Genomic DNA, 16,958 nt, shown 5'->3' with positions numbered 1-16,958 from the left:
GCTTGCAAGCCGCGAGGTGGGCTTATTGCTTTTACTTCGTGTCGGTCCGCATTCCACCCAGCGCCGCCACCAGGTCGTCGAGCATGCGCGCCAGTTCGCCCGACATCAGGGCGAAATCGGCTTCGAACTGTTCGGCCTCGTTGGCGGCCTGGGCGTCCTGGTGTTCCTTCAGCACGTCCAGCGGGGCCACCCGCTTGATGTCCAGGGTGTCGGTCAGCACGAAGGACACCCGGTCGTTCCAGGTCATGGCCAGGCGCGTGCATTGCTTGCCGGCCTGGATGTGGCGGCGCACTTCCTCGGCGTCCACGGTCTGACGCACGTAGCGCACGGTGGCGCGGGATTCGCCCGTGGACCGCAGCTCGGTGTCCTGGTCGATCGTGAATCCGGCCGGGGCTTCGTCTTCCGTCAGCCACTGCGTCATGGCGGCGCCCGGCGACATTTCCACATGCAGGGGCACGATGGGGAAGGGCGTCAGGGTCTTGGCCAGCAGGCCCAGGACTTCGTCGCTGCGGGCGGTGGCGGCGGCATCGATGGCCACCCAGCCATTGACCGTGTCGATCCAGACGCGGGTGTCGTGGCCGATGACGAAGGCGCGCGGCAGCAGCTCCATCGTCATCTGTTCCTTGATTTCCTTCATCTGCTTGCGGCCGGGCTTGTAGCCCTGCTGTTCCTCGATCTGCTGGGCGCGGGCGCGGCTGGCCTGGTTGATGACCGTGCTCGGCAGCAGTTTCTTTTCGGTCTGCAGGCGCAGCAGGATCTGGCCGTGCTGGGCGTAGGCCAGACCGCTGTCATCCCGGGGCGGCAGCCAGCCGGACACCTGGCTGTCCTGGCTGCCGCCCGGCTGGAAGGCCAGGGGTTCCAGGGCGGCCTCCAGGTCGGCGGCGGCCAGGGAAGCGTTGGGGGCGAGACGATAGAGCTTGAGATTCTTGAACCACATGGTCGTGTGCGGATGGGCCGGCGGGCGGCGGTGAAAAGAGGGCTTTGATTGTACGCGATGGTTTTTTTGGCAAAAAAAATGGCCCGGCATATGAACCGGGCCAGGAGAAGCAGTCGTCCGCGCACAAAAAGGCTCGCGGGGGGTGCGGGGACGACGGCGCATCACGTTTGCATGGGTCGGGGACGCAAGGGGGAACAAGAGACCGGGACCCGACATTGATGCACATGGAGATTCTAATGGAGGATCCCTGACGGTACTCTGAATCACAAAGCGTCCAGATCGTTGTGCCGGGTCTCGCGGATGAAGAGCATGCCGACCACCAGCGTCATGGCGCAGATGGCGATGGGATACCACAGGCCGTCGTACATGTTGCCGGTGGTCGCCACCGTGGCGAAGGCCACCGGCGGCAGGAAGCCGCCGAACCAGCCGTTGCCGATGTGGTAGGGCACGCTCATGGACGTGTAGCGGATGCGCGTGGGGAACATCTCCACCAGCATGGCCGCGATCGGCCCGTAGACCATCGTGACCTGCAGCACCAGGAAGAACAGCAGCAGGAGCACCATGGCGTAGTTGATCTGCGAGGGGTCCGCGTGCGCGGGATAACCGTGGCTGCGCACCGCCTGGCGCAGCGTGGTCTGCAGCACGGCGCTGCGGCGCGCGAACTCGGCGCGCGGCAGCGCCGTGCCCTCGAAGGCGTCGACGCGCTGGTCGCCGATCAGCGCATGGGCCGTGGCGCCGGCCGGGGCGGCCTGGTTGATGTAATGCACCGAATGGCTGGCCATGAAGGCCTTGAGCAGATCGCAGGAACTGGTGAACGAGGCGATTCCCACCGGATTGAACTGCAGCGAACAATTGCCGGGGTCGGCCACCACGTAGACGGGCGCCTGGCGCTGGGCGCGCTCCAGCGCGGGGTTGGCGTAGTGGGTCAGGCCCTTGAAGACCGGGAAGTAGCTGAGACAGGCGATCAGGCAGCCGGCCATGATGATGGGCTTGCGGCCGATCCGGTCCGACAGGGCGCCGAAGACCAGGAAGAACGGACAGGCCAGCAGCAGCGATAGGGCCACCAGGATGTTGGCGATGTTGGCGTCCACCCCCAGGGTTTCCGTCAGGAAGTACAGGGCGTAGAACTGGCCGGTGTACCAGACCACGGCCTGTCCGGCCGTCAGCCCGATCAGGGCCAGCAGGATCAGGCGCAGGTTGCGCCAGCGGCCGAAGGCTTCCTTGATGGGCGCGCGGGAAATCAGGCCTTCGGATTTCATCCGCGTGAAGGCCGGGGATTCGTGCAGGCGCAGGCGGATCCAGACCGAAATCACCAGCAGCAGCACGGAAATCAGGAAGGGCAGGCGCCAGCCCCAGGATTCGAAGGCCTCCTGGCCCAGGGTGGCCCGGGTGCCCAGCACCACCACCAGCGACAGGAACATGCCGGTGGTGGCCGTGGTCTGGATCCAGCTGGTGAAGAAGCCGCGCCGGTGGTTCGGGGCGTGTTCCGCCACGTAGACGGCCGCGCCGCCGTATTCGCCCCCCAGGGCCAGGCCCTGCAGCAGGCGCAGCAGCAGCAGGATCATGGGGGCGGCGGTGCCGATCGACGCCGATGAGGGCAGGACCCCCACCAGGAAGGTGGACAGGCCCATGATCAGGATGGACACGACGAAGGCGTACTTGCGTCCGACCATGTCGCCCAGGCGGCCGAAGACCAGGGCGCCGAACGGGCGCACCGCGAAGCCGGCGGCGAAGGTCAGCAGGGCGAAGATGAAGCCGGCCGTGGGGTTGACGCCGGAAAAGAAGTGCTGGGCGATGATGGCGGCCAGCGATCCGTACACGTAGAAGTCATACCATTCGAAGACGGTTCCCATGGACGAGGCCAGGATGACCCGGCGTTCTTCGTGGGTCATGGGCCGCCGGGAATCATCCAGGGGATCGGGCGTCATGAAAGAGGTGCGGTTCATGTGCGGGTCCTGGGGACGTGGTCGCGCGGAAAGGAGACTCGCAGCCGCGTGCCGGCGCTGACCGGGTCGCGGTGGTTGCCGGGCGGCAGGAAGGCGATGGTGGCCTGGTGGTGTTCGGCGACTTCGCGCACGATGGCCAGTCCCAGGCCGCTGCCCTCGGCCTCGTGGCCGAGGATCCGGTAGAAGCGGTCGAACACCCGGGATTGCTCTTCGGGGGGGATGCCGGGGCCGGTGTCCTGCACTTCCAGGCAGACCAGGTCGCCGTCGGGCAGCGCCCGCACCGTGACCTGGCCGCCGGCGGGGGTGTACAGCAGGGCGTTGTCGATCAGGTTGTTCAGCAGTTCGCGGATCATGGTGGGGTTGCCGAACACCGGCAGCGCCTCGTCGGGGGATTCGAAACCCAGATCGATGCCGCGCTTCAGGGCGGCCTCCACCCATTCGCCCGTGCCTTCGGCCGCCAGTTCGTGCAGGTCCAGCTGTTCGGTCGTGCGGGATTGGGTCGGGTCCAGGGATTCGGCGCGCGCCAGCAGCAGCAACTGGTTGACCAGGCGCGTGGCCCGCTGGGACCCGGTGATCAATTGCTGCAGGCTGTCGCGCATGCGGGCGGGCTCCTGCTCGCGCAGGGCGATTTCGCATTGCGTGCGGATGCCGGCCAGCGGCGTCTTCAGCTGATGGGCGGCGTTGGCGACGAAGCGCCGCTGGGATTCGATGGAGGCGGACAGGCGTTCCAGCACGTTGTTCATGGCGGCGATCAGCGGCACGATTTCGGCCGGCGCCAGATTGTCCCGGATGGGGGACAGGTCGCTGGGCTTGCGCCGCCGCATGTGTTCCTGCAGCAGGCTCAGCGGTTCAAGGCCCTGCGTCAGACCCAGGCCGGCGAGCATGGCCGCCAGCGGCAGGATGATCAGTTGCGGGGTCAGCATCCCGGTCAGGATCTCCTGCTGCAGCGTGGCGCGGGCCTCGCCCGGCTCGGCCACCACGGTCAGGAAGCCGGTGCCGTCCCGGTCGCGCCCCCCCCACAGATAGGCCATGCGGATGGACTGGTGGTCCAGCGTGGCGTTGCGGTAGCGGATCTGGTCGATGTCGTAGGTCCAGTTCTCCGGGGTGGGAATCGTGGGGTCGCCGGCGATCAGGTGGCCGTTGGCGTCCAGGATCTGCCAGGTGGTGGGCGTGTCGTCGCCGCCGCCCGCCAGCACCGTGCGGGCGGACTCGGACAGGGTGACGCCGCTGGCCAGGCGCTGCTGTTCGACCTCGTGGCGCAGCAGGCGCAGATGGCTGGCCAGCGTGCGGTCGTAGGGCGAATTGGCGATGTTCAGCGAAATGAAATAGGTGATGACGATGCCGATCGACCACAGCACGAACAGCGGCACGATCATCCACATCAGGATGCGGCCCAGCAGGGTCGAATGGCGCCGCCGGCGGCGCCGTGCTTGATCGGGACGCGGGTCCGCGAACATGGGGCGGCGTCAGCCGGCCGCGGCCGTGTCGGCCGCGCGGTTCTCGGGTTCCAGGCAGTACCCCAGGCCGCGCACCGTCAGGATGCGGATGTCGGCGGGTTCGATTTTCTTGCGCAGGCGGTGGATGTAGACTTCGATGGCGTTGGTGGTGACTTCTTCGCCCCATTCGCACAGCAGATCGACCAGCTGGTGCTTGCTGATCATGCGGCCGCTGCGCGACAGGAAGATTTCCAGCAGGCTGGTTTCGCGGGCCGACAGTTCGACCGGGGCGTCGTCGATCGTGGCCACCCGGCCGTTCAGGTCGAAGGCCAGACGGCCGTGGCGCAGCACCGATGCGCGGGCGCCGCCGTGGCGGCGGATCAGGGCGCGCACCCGGGCTTCGAGTTCGCTGAGCGCGAAGGGCTTGGACATGTAGTCGTCGGCGCCCAGGTCCAGGCCTTCCACGCGCTGTTCGATGGAATCCGCGGCGGTCAGGATCAGGACGGGCAGGGGGGTGCCGCGCTGGCGCAGTTTGCGCAGCACCGACAGGCCGTTCAATCGGGGCAGGCCCAGATCCAGGATCAGCAGGTCGAAGGTCTGCAGCTGCAGGGCGGAATCGGCGCTGGAGCCGTCGTGGACCACGTCCACGGCGTAGCCGTCGTAGCGCAGTGATCGGGATAGCCCGTCCGCGAGAATACTGTCGTCCTCGGCAATCAGGATACGCATGGCGGGAATGACATCCAGGGAAACAGGAAGCGGGCGGCGAGGATCCCTCGTCAGCCCTGACGTGGCGGATTGTCGCATGGCCGCGCCGGACCGTCATTTAGGGTTAACGATGGAGCGCGGCGCCGCGCGAAACGGGCATCCTGCGCGGCGGGGAAGCGCGCGCCGGGCTGCAAACGTCACATCTGGGTTTTTATACAGTATAATTTAATGCCATAATTTCTCCCATGTCATCTTCAGCATTCAGCAAAAGGAACCCCTCCATGGACGAACGCACTGGCAAGGCCAACCCCGAACGCGCCAAAGCGCTGGCCGCCGCGCTGTCGCAGATCGAAAAGCAATTCGGCAAAGGCTCGATCATGCGCTACGGCGACAATCAGGTCGAACACGACATCCAGGTCGTGTCCACCGGTTCGCTGGGGCTGGACATCGCCCTGGGGGTCGGCGGCCTGCCGCGCGGCCGGGTGGTCGAAGTCTACGGCCCGGAATCCTCCGGCAAGACCACGCTCACCCTGCAGGTCATCGCCGAAATGCAGAAGATCGGCGGCACCTGCGCGTTCGTCGATGCCGAACACGCGCTCGACGTGCAGTACGCCGCGCGGCTGGGGGTCAATCTGGAAGATCTGCTCATTTCCCAGCCCGACACCGGCGAGCAGGCCCTGGAAATCACCGATGCGCTGGTGCGCTCCGGCTCGGTCGACCTGATCGTCATCGACTCGGTGGCCGCCCTGGTGCCGAAGGCCGAAATCGAAGGCGACATGGGCGACTCCCTGCCCGGCCTGCAGGCCCGCCTGATGAGCCAGGCCCTGCGCAAGCTGACCGCCACGATCAAGCGCGCCAATTGCATGGTGATCTTCATCAACCAGATCCGCATGAAGATCGGCGTCATGTTCGGCAATCCCGAAACCACCACGGGCGGCAACGCGCTGAAGTTCTATTCCTCCGTGCGCCTGGACATCCGCCGCATCGGCTCCATCAAGAAAGGCGACGAGGTCGTGGGCAACGAAACCCGCGTCAAGGTCGTCAAGAACAAGGTCGCGCCCCCCTTCAAGCAGGTGGAATTCGACATCATGTACGGCGCCGGGATTTCCCGCGAAGGCGAGATCATCGACCTGGGCGTGCAGGCGGGCTTCATCGACAAGGCCGGCGCCTGGTACAGCTACAACGGCGACCGCATCGGCCAGGGCAAGGACAACGTCCGCGACTACCTGAAGGAACACGCCGACCTGGCCTTTGAAATCGAGAACCGGGTGCGCGAACACCTGGGGATCGCGCTGCGGGCCGCGCCCGCCGGCGGCGCCGTGGCGGCGTCCGCCCCCGCGGATGGCGAATGACCCTGCCCGGCGCGGCCCGAGCCTGAAGGCGCGGGCCGTCGCCTACCTGTCCCGGCGGGAACACTCCCGCCTGGAATTGCAGCGCAAGCTCTCCGCCTATAGCGACGATCCGGCGGAAATCGAAGCCGTCCTCGACGATCTGCAGCGCACCCGCTGGCAGTCCGACCAGCGCTATGCCCAGGCCTATGCCCACCGCGCCGCCGGGCGGCAGGGCGCCCAGCGCATCCTGGGGGCCCTGCGCCAGCAGGGGGTGGCCGAAGAACAGCTGGCCGACTTGCAGGACACCCTGCGTGAAACCGAACAGGAACGCGCCCTGGCGGTTTGGCAGCGGAAGTTTTCCGCGCCGCCCCCGGATGCTCGCGAATACACCCGGCAATACCGCTTCCTGGCGGGGCGCGGGTTCTCCGGCGACGTGATCCGGCGCGTGCTTGCCGGCCGTGGCCGTCCGGACGATCAATCCGCGTGACGGATTCCCGGCAGCGTGTCGAAGCACGTGCGCCGCGCTTGCTCCAGAAAAGCCTGCACATAGGCCGTGTCCGCGTCTTCCGCCCGGATGCCGGCCTGCAGTGTGCGCCAGATGCCGTCGTCCAGGCGGCAGATGTGCAGGCCCGGCAGATTGCGGTATTCCTCCAGCGCCCAGCTGGGCAGGGCGGCCACGCCGCGGCCGCTGGCGACCAGTTGCACGATCATGGGCGTCAGTTCCGCCGTGCGGATGCCGGCGGGCTCGACCCCGGCCGGGTCCAGAAAGGCCGTGAAGACGTCCAGCCGGCTTCGGTCCACGGGATAGGTGATCAGGATCTGGTCGCGCAGGTCTTCGGCCTCGATCCGGCGCGCCGTGCCCAGCGGCCCCTGGCTGGGGACCGCCAGCACCAGCTCATAGGCGAATAGCGGGGTGTAGCGTACGCCGTCCAGCGTTTCCGGATCCGAGGTGATCACCACGTCCAGGTCGCCCCGGCCCAGGGCGGGCAGGGGGGCGAAGGAAAATGCGGCCGACAGGTCCAGAGACACTTCCGGCCAATCCTTGCGGAAGGCGTCCAGGGTGGGCATCAGCCATTGAAAGCAGGAATGGCAGTCGATGGCCACGTGCAGCCGCCCGGCCCGCCCGGCGGACAGGCGGCGCAGTTCCAGTTCCGTCGCCCGGATGCGCGGCAGCACGTCCTCGGCCAGCGCCACCAGGCGCAAGCCCGCCGTGGTCAGCCGCGCGGGGCGCGTGCGCCGGTTCAGCAGCGGGGTTTTCAGACGGACTTCCAGATCGCGCAGCTGGTGCGACAGGGCGGACTGCGTCAGGTGCAGGCGTTCGGCCGCTTCCTGCAGGCTGCCGCCGTCCCGGATGGCCAACAGGGTTTCCAGATGTCTGACTTCCAGCATGAATTTTCCTCATGTTATGGGTGCAGGATTTGATTTTTTATTTTCATCCACCCCATGCACAATACTGTTCATTGAATATTTTTAATGTTATCAGGGATTGAACATGACGGTCATTCATAATCTTGGTTTTCCCCGCATCGGCGCCGCCCGGGAACTGAAACGGGCCCAGGAAGCCTATTGGGCCGGCAAGGCCGATCAGGCCGGCCTGCTGGAAACCGGTCGTGAACTGCGCGCCCGTCATTGGGATGCGCAGGCCCGGGCGGGCCTGCAATGGGTGCCGGTCGGCGACTTCGCCTGGTATGACCAGATCCTGGAATGGACCACCTTGCTGGGGGCCGTCCCGGCCCGCTTCGGCCAGGCGGACGACGCGCCCGTCGAACTGGACACGCTGTTTCGCATGGCGCGCGGCCGAGCGCCTTCCGGCACCCCGGCGGCCGCCTGCGAAATGACCAAGTGGTTCGATACCAATTACCACTACATCGTGCCGGAACTGCATCCGGGCCAGACGTACCGGATCGCGCGGGAATCCCTGTTCGAGCAGGTGGCCGAGGCGCAGGCGCTGGGGTATCGCGCCCGCCCCGTGATCCCGGGGCCGCTGACCTGGCTGTGGCTGGGCAAGGGCGACGCCTTTGCGGCGGGCGCTTCGGACGAGGGCAAGCTGGCCCTGCTGGCGGCCCTGCTGCCCGTCTATGAGCAGGTGCTTCGGCGTCTGGCCGCCCTGGGCGTGGATTGGGTGCAGATCGACGAGCCGATCCTGGCGCTGGACCTGCCCGCCGCCTGGAAGGCCGCCTTCGCGGGCGTCTATGCCTGCCTGTCCGCGCAGGGTCCCAAGGTCCTGCTGGCCACGTATTTCGGCGGCCTGGGCGACAATCTGGAGACCGTGCGCGCACTGCCCGTGCAGGGCCTGCACGTGGACCTGGTCCGGGCGCCCGGCCAGCTGGACGCGGTGCTGTCGGGGTTGCGGGAGGACCAGGCGCTGTCGCTGGGCGTCATCGACGGGCGCAATGTCTGGCGCGCCGATCCGGACCGCGTCCATGCCCAGGTCAAGGCCGCCGCCGCCCGGCTGAAGGACCGCCTGTGGCTGGCGCCATCCTGCTCCCTGCTGCACACGCCGATCGATCTGTCCCTGGAAACCGGCCTGGATGCCGAACTGCGCAGCTGGCTGTCCTTCGCCGTCCAGAAGCTGGACGAACTGCGCCTGCTGCGGGCTCTGGTCGACGGCAATGCCGACGAAGCGGACCAGCGGGCGCTGGATGCCGCCCGCTGGGCCGTGCAAGACCGCGCGGCCTCGGGCCGCATCCACCGGGCGGATGTGGCCGGCCGGCTGGCGGACTCGACCGCCATCGGCCGCGAACGCACGCCGTTCGCCCAACGCATCCGCAGCCAGCAGCGGCATCTGGGCCTGCCGGCGTTCCCGACCACCACCATCGGTTCCTTCCCGCAGACCCCGGCCATCCGGACTTTGCGCCGCGACTGGCGCTCGGGCGCCCTGGGCGACGCCAGCTACGAAAAGGCCATCCGCGAGGAAATCGAACGCGTCATCCGCTTCCAGGAGGACATCGGCCTGGACGTCCTGGTGCATGGCGAGCCCGAGCGCAACGACATGGTGGAATATTTCGGCGAGCTGCTGGCCGGTTTCGCCTTCACGGCCTACGGCTGGGTGCAGAGCTATGGTTCGCGCTGCGTCAAGCCGCCGCTGATCTATGGCGACGTGGCGCGCCTGGCGCCCATGACGGTGGCGTGGTCGTCCTATGCGCAATCCCTGACCGACAAGCCGGTCAAGGGCATGCTGACCGGGCCGGTGACGATCCTGCAGTGGTCCTTCGTGCGCGACGACCAGCCGCGCGAACAGACCTGCCGCCAGATCGCGCTGGCCTTGCGCGACGAGGTCCAGGATCTGGAAAAGGCCGGGATCACCGTCATCCAGATCGACGAACCGGCCTTCCGCGAAGGCCTGCCGCTGCGCCGCGGCGACTGGGCCGCCTACCTGGACTGGGCCGTGGACAGCTTCCGCCTGTCCACCAGCGGGGTGCGCGACGACACGCAGATCCACACGCACATGTGCTATTCGGAGTTCAACGACATCATCCAGGCGATCGCCGCCATGGATGCGGACGTGATCACCATCGAGACCTCGCGCTCGAACATGGAGCTGCTGGGCGCGTTCGAGGATTTCGCCTATCCGAACGACATCGGCCCCGGGGTGTATGACATCCATTCGCCCAATGTGCCCGACGAAGGCTGGATGGTGGACCTGATGCGCAAGGCGGCCCAGCGCCTGCCGGCCGAGCGCCTGTGGGTCAATCCCGACTGCGGCCTGAAGACGCGCGCCTGGCCGGAAACGCGGGCGGCCCTGGAGTCCATGGTGCGCGCCGCCCGGACGCTGCGCCAGGCGGCCTGATCGCCGCGCGGCTGCCGACCGGCGGCCGGGGCAGGGGTTCCGGGCGGCGGTCGGCGGCGGCTTTCGGGCCGGGGGTCATAAGCCGATGCGTATGCACGGTATAATCGAAAGGTTAAACAGATTCCGGCCTTCTTTCGGCCTTTCGCATTCCCATGCCTTTGTCCGCTCCGGCGTGCCCCCGTCAACCTTTGCATACGCGATCCATTCGCGTGCAGTCCTATGCCCGGGACGACGGCCTGTGGGACCTGGAAGCCGAGCTCATCGACACCAAGGCCTACGATTTTCCGATGCACGACGGGCACGTCCATGCGGCGGGCTCCCCGATCCATCACATGCACCTGCGCGTCACCATCGATGCGCAGTTCACCATCACGGATGCGCAGGTCGCCTACGACGCGGCGCCCTACGGCGAATTCTGCAGCGCCATCGCCCCTGACTATCGGAACCTGATCGGCCTGAATCTGCTCAATCAGTTTCGCAAGCACGTGCGCGAACGCTTCGGCCGCACGGCCGGCTGCACGCACGTCACTGAACTCACCAACGTTCTGCCTACGGTGGCCGTCCAGACCATGGCGGGCCGGCGGCGGCAGAATCCGGACGGCCAGCGCCCCTTCCAGCTGGACGGCTGCCACGCGCTCCGGGTGGACGGGCCGGTGGTGCGCAAGCACTACGCGCCCTGGTATGTTCCTCCGGAATCGCATCATGAAGGCTAGACTTCCGGGCCTGGCCCAGGCTCGCGGTCCGAAGCGGCCCGCGGGTGGTTTTCTTTTTTCTTCACAGACAGGTAACTCATGAAAATTCACGAATATCAAGGCAAGGAATTGCTGAAGAAGTTTGGCGTGACTGTCCCGCGTGGCATCCCCGCGTTTTCGGTCGACGAGGCCGTTGCCGCGGCTGAAAAGCTGGGCGGGCCCGTCTGGGTCGTCAAAGCGCAGATCCATGCCGGTGGTCGTGGAAAGGGCGGCGGCGTGAAGCTTGCCAAGTCGCTCGACGAGGTCCGCACCCTGGCCGGCCAGATCCTGGGCATGCAGCTGGTGACCCACCAGACCGGCCCCGAAGGCCAGAAGGTTCGCCGCCTGTACATCGAAGACGGCGCCGACATCCAGAAGGAATACTACCTGTCCGTCGTGACCGACCGCGCCACCCAGAAAGTGGCCTTCATCGCTTCCAGCGAAGGCGGCATGGACATCGAGGAAGTCGCCCATTCGACTCCCGAAAAGATCATCACCGTGCAGATCGACCCGCGCAAGGGCTTCTCGCAAGCCGACGGCGACACGCTGGCCAAGGGTGTCGGCATGCCGGCCGATTCCGTGGCCCAGTTCATCGACGTATGCCAGAAGCTCTACACCTGCTACATGGACACCGACGCTTCGCTGGTTGAAATCAATCCTCTGAACCGCGACAGCAAGGGCAACATCATCGCCCTGGACGCGAAGTTCAATTTCGACTCCAACGCGCTGTTCCGCCATCCGGAAATCGTCGAATACCGCGACCTGGACGAAGAAGACCCGGCCGAAATCGAAGCCAGCAAGTTCGATCTGGCCTACATCCAGCTCGACGGCAACATCGGCTGCCTGGTCAACGGCGCGGGCCTGGCCATGGCCACCATGGACACGATCAAGCTCTTTGGCGGCGAACCGGCCAACTTCCTGGACGTCGGCGGCGGCGCCACGGCGGAAAAGGTCACCGAAGCCTTCAAGATCATGCTCAAGAACAAGGGCGTCAAGGCCATCCTGGTCAACATCTTCGGCGGCATCATGCGCTGCGACGTGATCGCGGAAGGCGTGATCGCGGCCTGCAAGGCGGTCAACCTCAGCGTGCCGCTGGTGGTCCGCATGCGCGGCACCAACGAAGAACAGGGCAAGAAGATGCTGGCGGCCTCGGGCCTGCCCATCATCAGCGCTGACACCATGGCCGAAGCCGCGACCGCTGCCGTCGCCGCTGCGAAATAAGCATCACAGGGAATAGAACATGTCGATTCTGATCAACAAGGACACCAAGGTCATCACCCAGGGGATCACCGGCAAGACCGGTCAGTTCCATACCCGCATGTGCCGTGAATACGCCAACGGCAAGGCCGCGTTCGTCGCCGGGGTGCACCCGAAGAAGGCCGGCCAGGACTTCGAGGGCATCCCCATCTACGCCTCCGTGAAGGACGCCAAGCAGGCCACGGGCGCGACCGTCTCCGTCATCTACGTGCCGCCCGCGGGCGCCGCGGCCGCCATCTGGGAAGCCGTCGAGGCCGAACTGGATCTGGCGATCTGCATCACCGAAGGCATTCCCGTGCGCGACATGCTGGAAGTGCGCAACCGCATGCGCGCCGAAAACCGCAAGACCCTGCTGCTGGGCCCCAACTGCCCGGGCCTGATCACGCCGGACGAAATCAAGATCGGCATCATGCCGGGCCACATCCACCGCAAGGGCCGCATCGGCATCGTCAGCCGCTCCGGCACGCTGACCTACGAAGCCGTGGCTCAGGTCACGGACCTCGGCCTGGGCCAGTCCAGCGCCGTGGGCATCGGCGGCGACCCGATCAACGGTCTGAAGCACATCGACGTGCTGAAGATGTTCAATGACGATCCGGACACGGACGCGGTCATCATGATCGGCGAAATCGGCGGCCCCGACGAAGTCAATGCGGCTCAGTGGGCCAAGGACAACATGAAAAAGCCCGTGGTCGGCTTCATCGCGGGCGTCACCGCCCCGGCCGGCAAGCGCATGGGTCACGCCGGCGCCCTGATTTCGGGCGGCGCCGACACGGCCGATGCCAAGCTGGAAATCATGGAAGCCTGCGGGATCCGCACGACGCGCAACCCTTCGGAAATGGGCAAGCTGCTCAAAACCGTGCTGTAATGTTCGGGTGCCGACGAGAGCCGGGTTCGCCCGGCCTCTCTCGCCGCTGTTGAAAAAGGCCCGCTCGCCGGGCCTTTTTCACGGGCGCGCCGTCCCCGCGGGGGGGCGGGTGCGTCCCGTGCATGATGAATTCAAAAGAACAGGATTTCGGACATGCTGCTGGCCTGGCTGGAGCAACTGCATTGGGGAGCGGTGCTGCAGATCGTCCTCATCGACATTCTGCTGGGGGGCGACAATGCCGTCGTGATCGCCCTGGCGTGCCGCAAGCTGGAACGCCGGCGCCGCCTGCAGGGTATCCTGTGGGGGACGGCCGGCGCCATCGTGCTGCGGGTCGCCCTGATCGCTTTCGCGCTGGCGCTGCTGGCGGTGCCGTACCTGAAGATCGCCGGCGCCGTCCTGCTGCTGTGGATCGGCATCAAGCTGATGCAGCCGGACGAAGGCGCCCACGATTCGGTGACGGGCGCGACCTCGGTGTGGGCGGCCGTGCGCACCATCGTTGTGGCGGATTTCATCATGAGCCTGGATAATGTCGTGGCCATCGCCGCCGCCGCCCAGAACACCATCGCGGACCATCAGGTGATGTACGTGGCCTTCGGCCTGCTGCTCAGCGTGCCCATCATCGTCTGGGGCAGCACCCTGGTGCTCAAGCTCATCGATCGCTTTCCGCTGCTGGTCACGTTCGGGGCCGGGCTGCTGGGCTGGATCGCGGGAGGCATGTTGGTCACGGACATCGCCCTGGATCCCTGGCTGGGCCGCACGGATGCGCCGGTCAGGCTGATCGCGGAAATCGCCGGCGCGGCGCTGGTGGTGGCGGCGGGCCTGTGGTGGGCGCGCCGCCGCTCGGCGCAGGCGCAGGCACAGGAATAAAAGGTTGCCCATGAAATTGAAACGTCCCTCTCTGCTTCAGACCCTGGTGGCCCTCGCCGTCATCGGCCTGATCGCCCGTTTGCTGCTTTCCAGGATAACGCTGTGATGTCTTCGTCCCCAGAAAAACTCGTGATCGCCACGCGGGCCAGCCGCCTGGCTTTGTGGCAGGCCCGCCATGTGCAGGATCTCCTGCGCCGGCTGTACCCGGCCTGCCGGGTGGAACTGCTGGAAATGACCACGCGCGGCGACCAGATCCTGGATCGCACGCTGTCCAAGGTCGGCGGCAAGGGGCTGTTCGTCAAGGAACTGGAAACCGCGCTGCTGGACGGCCGCGCGGATCTGGCCGTGCATTCCCTGAAGGACGTGCCCGTCGATCTGCAGGACCCCTTCGCCCTGGCCGCCATCCTGGACCGGGCCGACCCCTGCGATGCGCTGGTGTCCAACACCGCCGCCAGCCTGGATGAGCTGGCGGCCGGCGCCGTCGTGGGCACGTCCAGCCTGCGCCGCGAAGCGCAGTTGCGCGCCCGGTATCCCGAGCTGGTGGTCAAGCCCCTGCGCGGCAACCTGGATACGCGGCTGGCCAAGCTGGACCGGGGCGACTATGCCGCCATCGTGCTGGCGGCCGCCGGTCTGCAGCGCCTGGGCCTGGGGGATCGCATCCGGGCCGTGCTGCCGGTGGACCTCAGCCTGCCCGCCGCCGGTCAGGGCGCCCTGGGGATCGAAACCCTGGCTGCGCGGGGCGATCTGCGCGCCTGGCTGGCGCCGCTGGCCAGCGCCGAGACGACCGCCTGCACCCTGGCGGAGCGCGCCGTGTCCCGCGCCCTGGGGGGCTCGTGCCAGGTGCCGCTGGCGGCCCATGCCGTGCTGCGGGACGATGGCCTGTGGCTGCGGGCGCTGGTGGCCGAACCGGATGGCAGCCAGGTGCTGCGGGCGCAGGCGCAGGGCGGCGCCGACCAGGCGGAAACCCTGGGCGCTGCCGTGGCGCAGGATCTTCTGGGGCAGGGCGCCAGCGACATCCTGGCGCGCCTGTCCGCCTGAACGCATGGGCGATCAGCCGTCCGCCGCCCAGGTGCTGCTGACGCGCCCCCGGGGACGCAATGAAGCCCTGGCGCAGGCGCTGCGCCAGGCGGGACTGGCCGTCATCGAAGCGCCCGCCCTGGCCATCGAACGGCTGGACACGCCGCGGCCCCCCGCGCAACCGGGGGATCTGCTGATTTTCGTCAGCGGCCAGGCGGTGGCCGCCTATTTTTCGACCCGGACGGCGCCCTGGCCGGCGGGCGCCTGGGCCGGCGCGGTGGGATCCGCCACGGCCCGGGCCTTGCGGGCGCACGTGCCGCCGGATCGGATCCTGGCCCCCGCCGACGGCCTGCCGCCCGATTCCGAATCCTTGCTGGCCGTGATCCGGGCGCGATCCCTGTCGGCGGGGCAGGCGCATATCCTGCGGGCGGATCAGGGCCGGGACTGGCTGGCGGATCAGCTGCGTCAGCAGGGGTGGCGGGTGGCCTGCCATGCCCTCTACCGGCGCGTTCCCTGTGCATGGGACGCAGCCGTCTGCGCGCGGCTGGCGGCTCCGGAACCCTTGGTTCTGCTCCTGACCAGCCTGGAGGCCCTGTCGGCCATCGAGGCCAGTCTGCAGGCCTGCGAGCTGGACTGGCCACCGGTCCTGCACCTGGTCACGCTGCACGAACGCATCGCGCGCCGTTTACAATACCGGTACGCTGACCGGCCGGATGGGGTGTTGCACGTCACGCTCAGCAGTCCCGATGGGGCTGCCTTGTTTCAGGCTATAGTGGCAGCATCCCGACAGCTTCTCTGAAGGACCTGAACGCCGTCATGAGCGAATCCGATCACAGCACGCCTTCCTCTTCCTCTGATTCCGCTTCGCCGGCGTCGGCTCTGGCCAGCGCGCAGGCCTCGCCCCGCCAGCCCAGCGGCTTCGGGCGCATGCTGCTGGTGGTGCTGATCCTGCTGGCTGTAGTGCTGGCGGCGGCGCTCTACGAACAGAATCGCCAGTACCGCGTCCTGCGGGCCGATTTCCAGCGTCAGCACAATGAAAATTCCCAGTTGATCCAGGATGCCCGCAGCCAGGCCGACCAGGCGCTGTCCATGGCCCGCAAGCAGGCGGCCCAGGTCGAAGACCTGCGTAACACCCTGGATGCCACCAGCAGCCAGGTCCAGGAACTGGACCAGGCCCTGCAACTGATGACCGACAGCGGATCCGACCTGCTGCTGCTCAACGACATCGATCATCTGGTCACGATCGCCCAGCAGCAGCTGTCCCTGGGCGGCAACGTCGCCAACGCCATCATTTCCCTGGAAGCGGCCCAGGCGCAGCTGGCGCGGGCCAATCGCCCCAACCTGGCGGCCCTGCAGCAGTCCATCAACGGCGACGTGGATCGCCTGCGGGCGGTGGCCACCGTCAATCTGCCCGCCCTGTCGGCGCAGCTGGACCGCTTGTCCGGCCTGATCGGCAGCGCGCCCCTGCTGGTGCCCGATGCGGCGGCCGCGGCCGGCCAGCCCGTGGCCGAAACGCATGCCGCCGCGCCGACCGGCGCGTCCTCGGTGCAGGACGCTGCCGCGTCCGAGACCGGCTGGAGGGGCGTGCTGCAGGACGGCTGGCGCTGGACGCAGGCCGCCGCCGACCGGGTCGCGCAGGATCTGCGCAGCCTGTTCGACGTCCGGCGCGTGGGAGATTCCGCGGCCTTGCTGATGTCGCCCGACCAGGCGCAGCGGTTCCGCGAAGGCCTGAAGCAGCGGGCGGTCACCGCGCAGCTGGCGCTCATGATGCATCAGTCCCGCATCTGGAAGACCGAACTCGACCGCGTCGCCCAGGCCATCGACCAGCGCTACGACATGCGCGCGGAATCCTCCCGCCAGGCCCTGAAGCTCGTTCGCGCCCTGCAGGACACGCCCATCGAAGTCGCGCTGCCCACCCTGGACAACAGCCTGGCGGCCATCGCCGCCGCGCGGGATGCTGAAGCGGCCCAGGATGACGGCGCTCCCGACGATTCGGGCGATGCGCCCGACCAGAACCCGTCCGATCCCGCCGTCCAGACCCCCGCTGCCGCGCCCGTGGGCGCAGGCGCGGTCTGA

At 67.4% G+C, this 16,958-nt stretch carries 15 protein-coding genes; 10 read left to right on the top strand and 5 right to left on the bottom strand.

What is annotated here, in order from left to right; all coding sequences use genetic code 11:
• Positions 1-31: 31 nt before the first annotated feature.
• The 4 genes from Q0263_RS13130 to Q0263_RS13115 form a co-directional block, all read right to left on the bottom strand.
• Positions 32-937 (bottom strand): recombination-associated protein RdgC, encoded by a 906-nt coding sequence (locus Q0263_RS13130; RefSeq protein WP_298016901.1) that lies wholly within the window; start codon positions 935-937, stop codon positions 32-34.
• Between the two features lie 263 nt (positions 938-1,200).
• A complete protein-coding gene (locus Q0263_RS13125; RefSeq protein WP_298019089.1) occupies positions 1,201-2,829 on the bottom strand; it encodes an MFS transporter in 1,629 nt (542 codons plus the stop codon).
• 50 nt (positions 2,830-2,879) lie between these two features.
• A complete protein-coding gene (locus Q0263_RS13120; RefSeq protein WP_298016898.1) occupies positions 2,880-4,340 on the bottom strand; it encodes a sensor histidine kinase in 1,461 nt (486 codons plus the stop codon).
• Between the two features lie 9 nt (positions 4,341-4,349).
• Positions 4,350-5,045 (bottom strand): response regulator transcription factor, encoded by a 696-nt coding sequence (locus tag Q0263_RS13115; protein ID WP_298016895.1) that lies wholly within the window; start codon positions 5,043-5,045, stop codon positions 4,350-4,352.
• A gap of 260 nt (positions 5,046-5,305) precedes the next feature.
• Here Q0263_RS13115 and recA point away from each other — a divergent pair, with 260 nt between their 5' ends.
• Both recA and recX read left to right on the top strand, forming a co-directional pair.
• Complete coding sequence (recA, locus tag Q0263_RS13110) at positions 5,306-6,376, top strand: recombinase RecA (protein ID WP_298016892.1); 1,071 nt, start codon at positions 5,306-5,308, stop codon at positions 6,374-6,376.
• Positions 6,366-6,842, top strand: coding sequence for a recombination regulator RecX (gene recX, locus Q0263_RS13105; RefSeq protein WP_298016889.1), 477 nt, complete (start codon positions 6,366-6,368; stop codon positions 6,840-6,842). The genes recA and recX overlap by 11 nt, the downstream gene beginning before the upstream one ends.
• Here recX and Q0263_RS13100 read toward each other — a convergent pair.
• Positions 6,830-7,744 carry a LysR family transcriptional regulator gene (locus Q0263_RS13100; RefSeq protein ID WP_298016885.1) on the bottom strand — a complete coding sequence of 305 codons (915 nt, stop codon included), beginning with the start codon at positions 7,742-7,744 and terminating at the stop codon, positions 6,830-6,832. The two genes, recX and Q0263_RS13100, sit on opposite strands and share 13 nt — an antisense overlap.
• Before the next feature lie 103 nt (positions 7,745-7,847).
• On the opposite strand from Q0263_RS13100, the gene metE reads away from it, so the two are divergent.
• From metE to Q0263_RS13060, 8 genes are all read left to right on the top strand, one after another.
• The gene (gene metE, locus Q0263_RS13095) at positions 7,848-10,145 is read left to right on the top strand and encodes a 5-methyltetrahydropteroyltriglutamate--homocysteine S-methyltransferase (protein WP_298016882.1); all 2,298 of its coding nucleotides are present in this window, start codon (positions 7,848-7,850) and stop codon (positions 10,143-10,145) included.
• 152 nt (positions 10,146-10,297) lie between these two features.
• Positions 10,298-10,858 carry a DUF2889 domain-containing protein gene (locus Q0263_RS13090; RefSeq protein ID WP_298016879.1) on the top strand — a complete coding sequence of 187 codons (561 nt, stop codon included), beginning with the start codon at positions 10,298-10,300 and terminating at the stop codon, positions 10,856-10,858.
• A 78-nt stretch (positions 10,859-10,936) separates the two neighbouring features.
• Positions 10,937-12,097 (top strand): ADP-forming succinate--CoA ligase subunit beta, encoded by a 1,161-nt coding sequence (gene sucC, locus Q0263_RS13085; RefSeq protein ID WP_298016876.1) that lies wholly within the window; start codon positions 10,937-10,939, stop codon positions 12,095-12,097.
• A gap of 19 nt (positions 12,098-12,116) precedes the next feature.
• Positions 12,117-12,998 (top strand): succinate--CoA ligase subunit alpha, encoded by an 882-nt coding sequence (sucD, locus tag Q0263_RS13080; RefSeq protein WP_298016874.1) that lies wholly within the window; start codon positions 12,117-12,119, stop codon positions 12,996-12,998.
• A gap of 156 nt (positions 12,999-13,154) precedes the next feature.
• The gene (locus Q0263_RS13075; RefSeq protein WP_298019086.1) at positions 13,155-13,865 is read left to right on the top strand and encodes a TerC family protein; all 711 of its coding nucleotides are present in this window, start codon (positions 13,155-13,157) and stop codon (positions 13,863-13,865) included.
• A gap of 105 nt (positions 13,866-13,970) precedes the next feature.
• Complete coding sequence (hemC, locus tag Q0263_RS13070) at positions 13,971-14,903, top strand: hydroxymethylbilane synthase (protein WP_298016872.1); 933 nt, start codon at positions 13,971-13,973, stop codon at positions 14,901-14,903.
• Positions 14,904-14,907: 4 nt separating this feature from the next.
• Positions 14,908-15,681 (top strand): uroporphyrinogen-III synthase, encoded by a 774-nt coding sequence (locus Q0263_RS13065; RefSeq protein WP_298016869.1) that lies wholly within the window; start codon positions 14,908-14,910, stop codon positions 15,679-15,681.
• A gap of 17 nt (positions 15,682-15,698) precedes the next feature.
• Complete coding sequence (locus Q0263_RS13060; protein WP_298016866.1) at positions 15,699-16,958, top strand: uroporphyrinogen-III C-methyltransferase; 1,260 nt, start codon at positions 15,699-15,701, stop codon at positions 16,956-16,958.

The sequence above is a fragment of the uncultured Castellaniella sp. genome (assembly GCF_937988725.1).
Taxonomy (GTDB): domain Bacteria; phylum Pseudomonadota; class Gammaproteobacteria; order Burkholderiales; family Burkholderiaceae_B; genus Castellaniella.
Note: the sequence above shows the minus strand (reverse complement) of the source record. Positions and strands in the feature narration are given on the sequence as shown.

Coding starts and splice junctions, on each gene's coding strand:
- Q0263_RS13130 (WP_298016901.1), bottom strand. CDS start 937: ATGTGGTTCAAGAATCTCAAGCTCTATCGTCTCGCCCCCAACGCTTCC.
- Q0263_RS13125 (WP_298019089.1), bottom strand. CDS start 2,829: ATGACCCACGAAGAACGCCGGGTCATCCTGGCCTCGTCCATGGGAACC.
- Q0263_RS13120 (WP_298016898.1), bottom strand. CDS start 4,340: ATGTTCGCGGACCCGCGTCCCGATCAAGCACGGCGCCGCCGGCGGCGC.
- Q0263_RS13115 (WP_298016895.1), bottom strand. CDS start 5,045: ATGCGTATCCTGATTGCCGAGGACGACAGTATTCTCGCGGACGGGCTA.
- recA (WP_298016892.1), top strand. CDS start 5,306: ATGGACGAACGCACTGGCAAGGCCAACCCCGAACGCGCCAAAGCGCTG.
- recX (WP_298016889.1), top strand. CDS start 6,366: ATGGCGAATGACCCTGCCCGGCGCGGCCCGAGCCTGAAGGCGCGGGCC.
- Q0263_RS13100 (WP_298016885.1), bottom strand. CDS start 7,744: ATGCTGGAAGTCAGACATCTGGAAACCCTGTTGGCCATCCGGGACGGC.
- metE (WP_298016882.1), top strand. CDS start 7,848: ATGACGGTCATTCATAATCTTGGTTTTCCCCGCATCGGCGCCGCCCGG.
- Q0263_RS13090 (WP_298016879.1), top strand. CDS start 10,298: ATGCCTTTGTCCGCTCCGGCGTGCCCCCGTCAACCTTTGCATACGCGA.
- sucC (WP_298016876.1), top strand. CDS start 10,937: ATGAAAATTCACGAATATCAAGGCAAGGAATTGCTGAAGAAGTTTGGC.
- sucD (WP_298016874.1), top strand. CDS start 12,117: ATGTCGATTCTGATCAACAAGGACACCAAGGTCATCACCCAGGGGATC.
- hemC (WP_298016872.1), top strand. CDS start 13,971: ATGTCTTCGTCCCCAGAAAAACTCGTGATCGCCACGCGGGCCAGCCGC.
- Q0263_RS13065 (WP_298016869.1), top strand. CDS start 14,908: ATGGGCGATCAGCCGTCCGCCGCCCAGGTGCTGCTGACGCGCCCCCGG.
- Q0263_RS13060 (WP_298016866.1), top strand. CDS start 15,699: ATGAGCGAATCCGATCACAGCACGCCTTCCTCTTCCTCTGATTCCGCT.